The sequence below is a fragment of the Lyngbya sp. CCY1209 genome, from assembly GCF_055795065.1.
On sequence record NZ_JAYFER010000654.1, the window covers coordinates 1 to 12,482 of the forward strand.

The 12,482-nt window shown below is 52.1% G+C and carries 8 protein-coding genes and 1 CRISPR repeat array; of the genes, 1 reads left to right on the forward strand and 7 read right to left on the reverse strand.

Annotation, left to right across the window (positions count from 1 at the left end; translation table 11 throughout):
* Nucleotides 1-120 precede the first annotated feature (120 nt).
* From cas4 to cas3, 6 genes are all read right to left on the reverse strand, one after another.
* Entirely contained in the window at nucleotides 121-726 is a 606-nt protein-coding gene (gene cas4, locus AC0QHF_RS27020) for a CRISPR-associated protein Cas4 (RefSeq protein ID WP_324707382.1), read from the reverse strand.
* A 79-nt stretch (nucleotides 727-805) separates the two neighbouring features.
* Nucleotides 806-1,612, reverse strand: coding sequence for a CRISPR-associated endoribonuclease Cas6 (gene cas6 / locus AC0QHF_RS27025; protein ID WP_324707383.1), 807 nt, complete (start codon nucleotides 1,610-1,612; stop codon nucleotides 806-808).
* Between the two features lie 4 nt (nucleotides 1,613-1,616).
* Nucleotides 1,617-2,372 (reverse strand): type I-D CRISPR-associated protein Cas5/Csc1, encoded by a 756-nt coding sequence (cas5d, locus tag AC0QHF_RS27030; RefSeq protein ID WP_324707384.1) that lies wholly within the window; start codon nucleotides 2,370-2,372, stop codon nucleotides 1,617-1,619.
* 507 nt (nucleotides 2,373-2,879) lie between these two features.
* Nucleotides 2,880-3,872, reverse strand: coding sequence for a type I-D CRISPR-associated protein Cas7/Csc2 (cas7d, locus tag AC0QHF_RS27035; RefSeq protein WP_324707385.1), 993 nt, complete (start codon nucleotides 3,870-3,872; stop codon nucleotides 2,880-2,882).
* Between the two features lie 35 nt (nucleotides 3,873-3,907).
* Entirely contained in the window at nucleotides 3,908-6,838 is a 2,931-nt protein-coding gene (cas10d, locus tag AC0QHF_RS27040; protein ID WP_324707386.1) for a type I-D CRISPR-associated protein Cas10d/Csc3, read from the reverse strand.
* Between the two features lie 11 nt (nucleotides 6,839-6,849).
* Nucleotides 6,850-8,988, reverse strand: coding sequence for a type I-D CRISPR-associated helicase Cas3' (cas3, locus tag AC0QHF_RS27045; protein ID WP_324707387.1), 2,139 nt, complete (start codon nucleotides 8,986-8,988; stop codon nucleotides 6,850-6,852).
* A 667-nt stretch (nucleotides 8,989-9,655) separates the two neighbouring features.
* Between cas3 and AC0QHF_RS27050 the strand changes: the two genes are divergently transcribed.
* Nucleotides 9,656-10,585 (forward strand): helix-turn-helix transcriptional regulator, encoded by a 930-nt coding sequence (locus tag AC0QHF_RS27050; RefSeq protein ID WP_324707388.1) that lies wholly within the window; start codon nucleotides 9,656-9,658, stop codon nucleotides 10,583-10,585.
* Between the two features lie 222 nt (nucleotides 10,586-10,807).
* Nucleotides 10,808-11,669: direct repeats of the CRISPR family, unit length 37 nt; unit sequence CTTTCAAACCAATGAATCCCGGCAACGGGATTGAAAC.
* 2 nt (nucleotides 11,670-11,671) lie between these two features.
* Here AC0QHF_RS27050 and AC0QHF_RS27055 read toward each other — a convergent pair.
* Nucleotides 11,672-12,319 (reverse strand): GNAT family N-acetyltransferase, encoded by a 648-nt coding sequence (locus tag AC0QHF_RS27055; RefSeq protein ID WP_324707389.1) that lies wholly within the window; start codon nucleotides 12,317-12,319, stop codon nucleotides 11,672-11,674.
* Between the last annotated feature and the right edge of the window lie 163 nt (nucleotides 12,320-12,482).

Consider the following 12,482-nt stretch of genomic DNA (forward strand, 5'->3'; position numbering starts at 1 on the left):
CTTTGATTGATTCTCCCCCCTTTCCAAGGGGGGCTGGGGGGGATCTTCTGTTTCTTATCAATGGGAAACGATCCCCCTAAATCCCCCTTAAAAAGGGGGACTTTTAGTAATTCTCCCCCCTTAAAAAGGGGGACTTTGAGTGGACGAGACGGGTTGGCGCAACAGCTTGACTTCCTTCGGCAAACAGATCCCCAATAAACTGCAATCCCGGCATTTTTTGGAATTGCGAATTGGGGGCGGCATCGCGCCATCCACACTCTCGCGGGAAAGGGCGATCGCGCTTTCGGTCATCTGTCGCAATTCGGGGGTGAAATCGACCCGCTGGCGGCGGCGGTTTCCGTGGTAGAATATCTCGCCGTAGGGAATGGAAACGGTCAGCCGTTCTTCCAAACATAACGTCGCCGCGCAGAGTTGGAAATGGTCGTTTAAATGTTGGGAAATTCGACCTTTTTTATATTCCAAAGGAATCAACTTATTTTCCCGTTCTTCTACCGCGTCAATAATACCGTTGACTTTGAGGCGATCGCTCCAAACCCACTGCTGGCGGCGGATGAGGGTATCGCCTTGGTGGCTTTCTCCCGGTTCGTTGATGTTGTCGTGCAGATATCGCCCCATCAAAATATGTTCGTTATCCGCCATTTCTCCGAGGACATATTCCCAGTAAAATCGCCGGGGGCAGTATTCCCAGGCATTCAAATATGCCAGGGGCAAATAATCGTCATTCACGATAAATACTCCAATTTTTAATAATTTAAAATCGCGTAGCACAAGCTTCTAGCTTGTGATGACAGGCAGGATGCCCGTGCTACTTGTGGGGTTTGGGAAGCTGAACTTTCGCCTGTCCCATTCCCATTGTGGTTTTGCGGCCCACGCCGGAAAAGAAGGCGAACCGCGCCAAAATTGAGGCAATTTGCGCCTGTTCTTCGTCCGGGAACCGATAGCGAATCCAACCTTGGGCGCCGATTTCTCCCCCGCCTTCCAAGCGCAAAGCGTGGGTTTTTAACTCGTAGGCAGACACCAAACCTTCCCACTCCACTTCGGAAAAATGCAGGGCTTCCGGCGCGAATTGGTTCCAGCGGCGGTGCAGGCTGGAAAAGACCAGTTCCGGCAGTAGAAAGGTCTGGATTTTATCTTTCTGTTTGAAACTGGTGGGGGAGTGAAACATTAACTGAATGGTGGGTTTGATGATGGGAGATTGTGCTAAACTTTCATAGGAGGAAGATTCCGCCAGGGAATGGCTGTCGCGAAACATGGAAAATTTGGTGGCGACGAAGGGGAATTTTCCCAACACAATTTCCTGGGTTTCCCAGCGTTCGATTCCCGTCAATAGGGGTTGAATAATTGTTCCGTCTATGATGCCAATGCGGAAGTAAAAGCGATCGCCCGCTTGGGTTTTGGGTTGGCGGCGATTTCCCATCAATCCGGATACGCTGAGGGGGGAACTTTGGCCGGCGTGAATCCGTTCGGACAACTGCGGATCGCCCAATTGTATCCACTTCAAAATCTGGGCGTGGATGGCGCGTCCGAGGGTTGCAGGGGGGTGGCCGCTTTCCATCGCGCTGAGTTCGACGACGATGGATTGTAAGGGGTGGGAGTTGAGAAAAATAGCCAATATTTTAGCCTCCGTAACGGGTATTGTTGGGAAGATAAACGGTTTTTTCCAGTTCGGGAAATTGTCGCCTGAATTCATCCCAGGTTTCCCCCTCCAGTTGCCAATAATCGCCCTCGATTTGGGCTTGGGCGACCAAACTGACGGGGGGCATGACGATGCGATCGTACAGTTTGAGTTGCTGCTGGGGCGGCAAGTCGATGGGGTTGAGGGGGTGGCGGCAGACGTAGGTTCCCGATCGCGATTTTAAGGCCGTTTCGGGAATGGCGGCGGCGGTGACTTTGGTTTTTGCCATCCATTTTCCCAGCCGTATCCAGCGGGGAATCTCGAAGGATTCGGGGGCGATCAAAAAGGTGCAATATTCGCTCCCGACGGCCAATTCTTTGGCGCGTCCGTAGTTGATCGGGTAGTTGCGATCGGCCCCTTTTTCCCCGAATTGTTTGGATTTTCCATAATAGGCGGTTTGGGCTGCTTTGAAGGTGTTTATTTGATAAGACCACCGCAGGGGAAAGGCGGGGAAAATGTAGAGGTTGTCGGAGTTGAGGGAAATCAAATTTTGTTCGCGATCGCGGTTCAAATAGGAGGGATTTTGGGCGCGATCGCCCTGCAAGTGATAGGGCAGGGGAATGTAAAAACCGCTAAAAAAGGCGTAACTGAGCGCCCAATTGTGCAGGTATTTCTCGGTTTCGTAGAGAATTCCCATTTCCCGAGTCGCGAAAAAAACGTTATCGTGCAAGGTTAATCGACAGTAATATAATACCATGATTTTGATCTCATTAGGGCATTTTGGGGGCAGGCAACCGGAGGATATTTTGGCAAGCAACCGGAGGATATTGTAGCAGGCAACCGGAGACGGTTGCCCCTACATTCCCATCAGAAATTCGTGGGGGCAGTGCCTCCGTGCCTGCCTTCAGCTTTTTTGAGTTTTGGGAGGCAACCGGAGGATGTTTTAGGAGGCAACCGGAGGATGTTTTAGGAGGCAACCGGAGGATATTTTGGCAAGCAACCGGAGGATATTGTAGCAGGCAACCGGAGACGGTTGCCCCCACATTCCCATCAGAAATTCGGTGGGGGCAGTGCCTCCGTGCCTGCCTTCAGCTTTTTTTGAGTTTTAGGAGGCAACCAGAGGATGTTTTAGGAGGCAACCAGAGGATGTTTTAGGAGGCAACCGGAGGATGTTTTAGGAGGCAACCGGAGACGGTTGCCCCCACATTCCCATCAGAAAATCGTGGGGGCAGTGCCTCCGTGCCTGCCTTCATTTTTTAAGATGCTATTTTCTCCCCTTCTTCTTAGTCCCCGAATTCGCGCCGTACATTTGCGCGTAGGTTTGGGTTTGTTCGTAGAGGGTTGACATCACCTCTGTGAGGCGGGTTTCGTCCTGGTAAATGGCGGAAACTTCCCGCAACAGTTCGTCAAGTTCCGAACCCATAAATTGGTGAGAAATTCGCACGGGTTCCTCCTGCAATAGGCGATCGATGACTGGGCTGGCTTGTCCCCGAATGTCGGCAATTGGGGCGTATAAATCGGACTTAAAAACGTCATAAAGTGCCTGGGTGAAATAGAGATTGCTGAAAATTTCCCCGTCGGCGAAGATGATGCCCAAAATGTGATTTTTCATCGTTCCCGTGCGGGACTCCTGGGCGCCATAGCGGCGGGTTCGCAGCAGGTTTCCCAGCATATAGATAAATCCTTCGTAGGTGGAATCTCGCAGGGATTCAACCGTCGGAAATGTCACTTCCGGCAGGACGTGATCTAACTCGTTGATCGCCGTTCGCATTTTTCCCCCTTCGCTCATTGTTCCCCCTTCCGAGGGGGCGTTAAACGTGAAACTGCGGTGGGATTGTTCGTAGGGGGTGAGGGAAAATGCCGAGTCGGAATAGACTTTCGATCGCTCCGAACCGCTGTCGCCGATCGCAAATCCGTATAAAATACAGTCGGGGCATTTTTTGCAGGAATTTTCGCCATTGTATTGGCAGTAATTCTCCGCATCCGGATCGTCGCTGGTGAGGTTGAGCGATCGCAACAATTCCCGCCCCGACAGCCGTTCGGGGGTGGTTTGTTTCCGTTTGAACAGCACCAGGCGGCTGATGTTATCCCGGGTTTCCAACCCAGCTTGGGTGCGGGCGGTATTCAGTACGCCATCGGTTTGGAAAACGGGGAAAGATTGGCTGTGTCGCAGCACCAGAAAATGGATGTAATTGCCGGAGGCGATGCGGGGAAAATGTCCGAGTAATTCGTCGGCAATTTTTTCTAACAGACTCATGTCGGTGATACTCCAAATTGTGAAAGTTGACAACACTATTTGACAGTGGGTTGGGTGGCCGCCGTTTTTTCCTGCAACGCCAGCCAGCGGTAGGCGAATTCCGCACCGGATTTGATCCGGTTGCGGTTTTCCTGCAACAGGGCGCGATCGCCCCGATAGAGCCCGCCGAATAAATCCTCGACGCAGGTTTTCACAAACTGGTGGATCGCCCGCAATTCTCGTTCCTGGCGGGTGGCGATATCGAGGGATTTATCCATCAAAATGGGGCGGGTGTAGGGGGGTTGGCGATCGATGGCATCTTTCAACTGTCCGGCGGCTTGCAAAATCAGATCTTCTGTTTCCACCTGGACGGGAACCGAAAGGATGGTTTCCAAGGTTTTAGAAAGGGGCAGTAAAATCGCGTGGCTGGAGTCGGAGACATTGACGCGATAAAAACTGCGATAGTCTTCCACAATTCGAGAAATCAGTTGCAATTTTTCTTCCATGTTTGTATTTCCTTTAGACCAAATTTGTGCGAAATTCCAATAGCGTTTCACCTCGTCTGGATAGGGCTCCCGCTTGTGCCGTCGCAACCCCTCGGCGGCGATCGCAAACAGGTTTAAAACATCGGTCATCACCTCCCGAACCGTGCCGTTAAACGCCTGCCAGCGGGCATCTGGGGGGTTGCTGCGGTTGTCGAGGTGGAGGCTGTAGGCCACCAGCAACCGGGCCAGCACCCCGTCGAGTTCCTGGACCCGCACCGATGTCGGACAGTGCAAAAGCGACCAAAACCCCGCCGGACCGTCGAGCACCACGGAGGCCAAAAATTCGCGATCGCCGTCATACAGCGGGACATTGCTGGCCGTCGCCACCACCCGCACCCCCAACAGCCGCGAAAGTGCGATCGCCAAAAATGCCGGCTGTATCCACGCTTCCGTTACCGTCGAGCCCCGAGTTGTGGTGTAAAGGGTCGCCATAAAGGGCAAATCTGGGGAAGAATATCGGGGTTTCGCCGTCCGTCCGGCTTCCGGTTTTTCTAATAGCAACTGCGGATTTTGCAAACCTTCAAAATCCATCCCCCCTTCCAGCCAAACTTTGCGGATATCCCACAAATTGATCGACTTAAATTGTTCCACCAAACGGCGGATCGCCTGGGCGACTTGGGGGGCGTAAACGTAGGCCGGAAAAATGTACAGAAAAACCGGGTGCGACTCTTCAAATTTGCCCGCCCGCGCCGACCATAACGCCTGCCTCAGCAGCATTTCCAGCGCCCAAATTTTGGAAATACCCCGCTTGATTTGTCGTCCCCCCAGGGGATTTTTATTGCTGTACTGTTGGGGTTTGAACAAGACCACGGAATCGAGTTGTTTTTCCGAGGGAAACTCGCCCCCACTCAGGGAACAGATGGGGTGTTTTGCAGATTTGGTTTTTGCCTTGGTGTAGGTTTCTAACTCCTGGGAAAAATCGGGCAGTTGGGTTTCCCAGCCCGAGACATCTAAATAAGAGTTTAGATAGTCTTCAAACACCGATCGCGTCGGACTATCATGTTCCGGAAATAGCTGATTTTCTTCCGCCCACTCGACCAAATTTTCCGCCAGTTTTCCCATAAATTCGATTACCTGATGGTCGTCAAATGTGGCGTGTTTGGCAACCCACAACGCCGCCGCCCGATACCAGCCGTAATTCACCCCGCCGATGACGATTTGGATGTCTTCCGGAGTCAGGCGATCGCCCACTTCCAAAGCTTCCAATATCCAGGGGACGAACGCCTCGCACTGGGGGAAAAATTCCCGCTGCACCAACAGGATCAATTCGGCGATGCGATCGCTCCGCAAATCCGCCCCCCGTTGCAATTCCTCCCGTTCGGATTGAGTCAATTTGCCGTTATCCAGCAGTTTATCCAGTCGTTTGGGAGTCGCCGGATTTTTGGCATTTTTGACCTGGGATTCGATGACGGTGGGAAGCTGCAAAATCAGTTGACTAGACGGCAACAGTTCCGAGGTTTGGGGGGAAATTTTCAACCCCTTGCCGTCCCGCTTGAAGCCGATCTCACCCCCTCCCATTCTATCAGAAAGCAGGGCGCTGATCTGTTCCCAAATGAAATTATTTAAAGATACGCGATCGGGGGATTCATATTTTTTGGGAGCCAAATAAACCACACCTTGGGCAAAGTAAATCAGCGGTTGCCAATCCAATTGTTCGGTGTAATAAATGGTGGCGTTGTGGATGCCGTTGGTGAGGATTCCCAAGGTGTCCCGCAGGCGGTGATAAACCAAGGTTTTTGAAATACCTAAAAATTTCAAATGTTCCCGTAGGCGATCGCCCCCTTTTTCTGTTATAATATCCCCAGGATCGTTGAGATGGACGGCAATATCGCCGAACGCCAAAAGATAGCGAAGGGGATGTGTCAACCGCCGCGAATCTGGCAGTTTAAATTTCGGCCAATTATTGGGTATCGGATTCGTGCCACATTTGAATTGCGTGTTTTGTGCCAAAAAACCGATATCGGAAAGATAGGATTTCCAGTCTTGCCAAAACTCGGAAAAATTGAGGGTTTCCCCCATCGCTTCGCAGAGGGCGAGGATTTCGGGGATTTCGTAGGCTTTCGGCGCCGCCTCCCCGTCCCCGTTGCAATATTTATTGTAGTCGTGGAGGGTAATTCCCAGACAGAATAGGCACTTTTCAATATCCGATAAAACGATATTGTTCCGTTCCGCCAATGTCCACCCGATTAACAAGGCATTCAGGACGTGGACGCAGAGATTTTGATCGGGTTTTTGACTCCATTGTTTTGATTTATCATCCGCGTATGAATCTCCCTGTTTCAGCAACATTTCATAATGAAACAATTCCGCACCGCCGAGGGCAGAAACGCCCCCAAATTCCCGTTCCATCGCGGGCAATATCGTCTCGAAATACCGGCTTAAAATCGGATCGCAGTCCTCCGGCAAGGTTTCGATCAATAAGGTTTGTAATAAAGTAGCCATGCGGCAAACCCTCAGAAAATAATCGACTTCGGTTGTTGGCGACAAAACTGCCGCAGCCGCCATTTCAACGCCTCCAATAACAAGGCATCTTGGTTGAAAGCGCAGGCGTAGGCTTGCCCCCCGGCATCCGTAATGCGGTACAATCCAAATAGGGGACTGAGACGCAATTTTCGGCTGACATCCCAATGGCTTCCGGGTTTATTGCGATCGACGGGAACGAGAAACGCCAGCAACTTGCGACGCTGCAAACAACGACTCACCTCGGGTTGGGGATGTCCCGCAATTGACAATTTATCCAACAGGGACAATTCGCAGGGGTTTAACTCGTCGCTATCTCGGTTGGTTTTGAGTTCTAAATTAATCCGTTCTTCCACCCATTCTAGCACTTTCAGATAAACTTGGATGTAAGTTTCGGGAAAGGAGAAATCGCTGTAACCGGCGGTTTTTGCCGCCTCCAAAAACGTTTCGCGATCGCACAATTCCACCGCCACATAGGGCAACAACCGCAGCAGATCGTAAGTGTAAAACCGCGACTCCTCCCACACCGCCGCTTGCAGGCTGCTACCCCCCCGAAACCGCAACAATTCCCTTTGAGTCGCCTTGCCGACGGGATCATTTCCCATGCCATACCAGCGTTTTTTTGCCCCCTCCAACCGTCCAGGATACACCCGATCCAAGTCCGCTGTCATGCGATCGCGCACCGTTTCACCAACTTTACCCTGCGTCATTATCGCCAACATTCCCTGGGCTTGAAGCGGCCCCCATTGCTGTCGATATTCCGCGAAGGATTTGGGGGCTTCAAAGGCTTCTATAATCGCCTCCTGGAGTTGCAATCGCTCCACAGGTTCCTCGGGTTTTATCGCCTCTTTCAACCTCTCCATCACCCAAGGCGTGCGGCCGGGAATCAAAATAAAAGCGTGATAATCCGAGAAGCCCGGATGTCTCCCCAACCGCCCCAACCGCTGGATATTTGTAGCAGCATCCCCACTTTCAAACACCAACAAATGGATGCGAAAATCCACCCCCACATCCACCGCAGAAGTCGCCACAATCAACACCGGCTGGGATGCCGTCTGCAACTCCTCCTGAAGCCTCCGGCGGGTGCGGCGATCGATGCGGCCGCTGATTTCCCGAACCGACACCCCCGGCAGGGCTTGCGAGAGTTTTTCCACCACCCGATTAACCGAGGCGATCGCATTCAGAATAATCAACCCCCGGCCGCGATTTTCCGCTGTCAAAAGGGCTTCCAACATCGGGGCGGACTCCGCCAGCCAATCGACAGAATTTCCCTCGCTTAAATTGACAAACTCCAAATTGACAGGTTGTAAAATTTGGCGATATCCGGGTTTTTCTTTACCGCTGTAAACGCCATCAATTTCCGCAATATTAAAATCCGCTTTTCGCAACTGTTCGATAAAGTCCGGTTTCGGCGTTGCCGAAGTGAATAAAAACCGGCGGGGACGCTGCTGGGTGCGGCGGATGTAGGTCAAACTGTTGAGGGCCGCAGCCTCTTGGTGGGGGCCAAAAATATGGAATTCGTCGAACACCCACAAGTCCGGCCACTCGGCGAGAATCAGGGGCAATTGGGCGCGATCGATAGCCGGATTGATGTAACGGTGGTGGATCATTAAATGGAAAATATCCGGGTTTGTAAGCAATACCGGACGGTGATAAATTGCCGTCAGCAACTCGTCAAATTTGCGACTCGACTCTTCCCGCACCCGGCGGTTGAGTTCCTCCCCGTAGAGGCGATCGATCCGAGTTTCCGCATCCAAATCAAACAATTCGTGATACACTTGTTGTTGTCGGGTTTGGTCTTCCACCAGTTCGACGGTCGGGTACAAACCCATCATCCGCATTTCCGGATTGAGCAAACTGGGCAGGCTCCCGCCCAGGGATTTTCCGTCCCCCGTGGCGCCTTTATTGAAGATGACTTCCGCCTCCCCGGACATGACGGCGGCGTAGGTTTTCGCCTGGTGGGAGGAGAGGGGACAGGCGCAGCCCGGAGGGGGTTTCAGCTTCGGCGCCCGCTGGCGGATGCGGCAGCGGGCGCCACACTTCAAGGGGCAGTTTTCCGAGCCGGTGTTGAGTTCTGAGAATAGGGGTTTGAGTTTGACTTTCACCGGTTTGATTGATTCGATATTTTCCATGTTATGACCCCGACTCAGAAAGTTGAAGTCAATATATGACAACAACTCGTCGAGCCATTCCAAAAACAGGTAGAACGGGCATCTTGCCTGTAAACGAGTCCACTTGAGTGGACTTTTGCTATTAGCCTTGAAATTGATTTCAAGGCGGGTGTGATGGGCAAGGAAAATTGATTTCCCGGCCGGTGTGATGGGCAAGGAAAATTCATTTCCAAGCCGGTGGGATGGGCAAGGAAAATTCATTTCCCGGCCGGTGGGATGGGCTCGGCGGGTGCGATCGCAAACCGTTTCCCAACCCGAATCGCCATTGTCCGGTAGCCAACATCACCCGCTTGGGAATCAATTCCCCACCTCATCACCCGCTTGGGAATCAATTCCCCACCTCATCACCCGCTTGGGAATCAATTCCCAAGCTAATAGCGAAAATCCTCTTAAGAGGATTGAAGAGTGTGGCGGGGTGCGATCGCCCCCCAACAACCTTCATTAGTCCACTTGAGTGGACTTGTGCTATTAGCCTTGAAATTGATTTCAAGGCGGGTGTGATGGAGACGGAAAATTGATTTCAAGGCGGGTGGGATGGGCAAGGAAAATTGATTTCAAGCCGGGTGACGGGCTCGGCGGGTGCGATCGCGTAAAATTGGATCGGGTAGCGTCCTTTTAATTCGGGTCCGTGCGTTACAGTCACATTGCCCTCGCTTTGGAAGTGCTCAGGCTTTTGGCGGAAAAGCCCTACAAGCGAGACGATCTCATCGCCGCCCTCGACAGTTTTTTCCGACAAGGCGACCGGCACCAAAAGCTGAGTCGGCTGATGCGGGAACTGCGGGACGATTGCGGGTTCGCGATCGAAAGTGCCCCCTCGCGTCCCTACAAATTGATCGAGTCCAACTTTCCCGTCATCCTCTCCCTCCCCCAGCGGCAGACCTTATATATGGCCGCGAAATTGCTCGACAGCGTTGGGTTTTCCACCCAAGGGGAACAACTGCTGCGGTTAGGGCGGTTGAAGGCCTCCGACGCCCCGCCGGATCTGAAACCGGATTTTTGTCCGCCGGCGGACTACGGCGAGGAACGTCTCAGAACGATCGCGGATCAACTCCAGGACCGCTGTGCCCAACAGGAATGCTACGCCATCCGCTATTGTGGCAGCAGTGGCAAGATCTCCCAGGTGGATTTAGACCGCTCGGAATTTCGCCTTCACGACGGGATGTTGTACCTGTTCGCCTTCGTCCCGGACTATAAGAGGTCCCACCCCGTCGAACAAAATAGCATCTTCCGAATTGACCGCATCGAAAAGGTGGGGGAGCCCTCCGGTATCCGTTGGAAGCGATCCTTTTTTCCCTCCCTCAAAATTCGCTACCGGATGAGCGGCCCCCTGGCCACCTACAAACCCCGCCGCGACCATGAAAAGGTGGTGGAACGGAACCGCGATCGCAACTATCAGATCCTCGAAACCCGCGAAGATCAACTGTTCTGGTTCCGACAGCGCATCCTCCACTACGGCAAAAATGTCCGGGTACTCGAACCCGAGTGGCTGGCAGACCGGTTGCGGGAGGAGTTGAGGCAGGCCTATGAAAATTATCTGCAACCCCTCGACTCGGAGTAGGGGATCTGTGATATGCTAATACCATACAAAATTTGGCGGACCGAAGCTCGGTCGATTTCCCCGGGGGGTCCGCCAAATCGCCAGAACCTCGACAACTGAATACTTTCAGCGTTTTGGGTTCCGGCGGATGGGCGATCGGCGATGGCTGAAACGCCCATTCGCGATCGGGTCCGCCAAAACCGGCTCTGGAAACGCCCATTCATCGGGGTTACAGAGGATGGACTTTCAAACCAATGAATCCCGGCAACGGGATTGAAACTACAGCTTAAACTTCACGTCCATGTAGCCTTTTTTTGCTTTCAAACCAATGAATCCCGGCAACGGGATTGAAACTGTGCTTTCGGGTTTTTCTCCAAAAGTTTCTTGTTAAACTTTCAAACCAATGAATCCCGGCAACGGGATTGAAACCCCTAAAACTCTGGCAAAGAATAGCATCGCCCCGGCGCTTTCAAACCAATGAATCCCGGCAACGGGATTGAAACATTCCGAAATGCCTCCCCAAACTCTACATTAAATCGCTTTCAAACCAATGAATCCCGGCAACGGGATTGAAACATTGAATTTTCCAAAAATAACTCGTTCGTCCGCAGGACTTTCAAACCAATGAATCCCGGCAACGGGATTGAAACATCGCGGCATTCCGAGCCGGGGGACTCTCCGAATGGCGCTTTCAAACCAATGAATCCCGGCAACGGGATTGAAACTTGTCTTATCAATTTGTTCGTCGCTGATATCCCAATTAAACTTTCAAACCAATGAATCCCGGCAACGGGATTGAAACACAGCAAACATCGAGAAGCTAGGAAGTCCTGGCTATGCTTTCAAACCAATGAATCCCGGCAACGGGATTGAAACCTTCAGTGGAACCCACCGCAATACGGGCAAACCCCGCGCTTTCAAACCAATGAATCCCGGCAACGGGATTGAAACGTTCAAACGGGATTTATCAATTCTCCAATCCTCTCTATCTCTTTCAAACCAATGAATCCCGGCAACGGGATTGAAACCGTTGTTGAAGGCAATCAAAGCCAACTACATTCTTGAAGACTTTCAAACCAATGAATCCCGGCAACGGGATAAACCTAGCTAAACCAAGTCAATTTCTTCTGGAATATCCTCGATCCAATTGAAAATCGGTTCGTCCGGATGGCGGCGATAAACCTCGACGTACAATTCCCGTATCAATTGTTGAACGGTGGTTTTGGATAATGTATTGCGATCGCCCCAAAGAATGACCATCAACATCATTTCCGTGGCTTGACTGCCACCGTCCAAAGGCGGTAAAATATAGACGATATCTCCGAGAATTTTCGCGCCAAATCGCCGATAAAATCCGATCCGGCGTTCTTTTAATTCGCGATCGCCCCCAAAATCCGGATGCTCGACTTCCAAAACCAACGACTTCGACTCCCGTTTCGCCCCATCGATAATATATTGCAAAAATCGGGAGCCGAGTTTGAGGTTTCTAAACTGCGGGTTTGTCGCCAAATAACCCAACAACAGAAAACCCGATATCGGCAAGGGTTCGACAATCGACATCAGCGCCAATTCCCCCTGATAATAGCCCGCCCAAAGTTGAGTCCGTCCCGATGCCACTGCTGACTTCACCCGAGGGATGGGGATGCGTTCCCGGGGCGGAAACGTGTCTCGATAAAGTGCGATCGCCCTTTCAAAATCCGGGTGGGCGACATCTGGAATGAGTTTAAATTCAACTTCGGTATCGGTAGGCTGCATGGGACGTTGATCGGTTAAATATGATGATTGGCGATCCCCCTAAATCCCCCTTAAAAAGGGGGACTTTGAATCCTTCTCTTCCCTTGCTCAGAGGGACTTTGAATTCTTCTCCCCCCTGACTCCCCCCTGACTCCCCCCTGACTCCCCCCTGACTCCCCCCTTT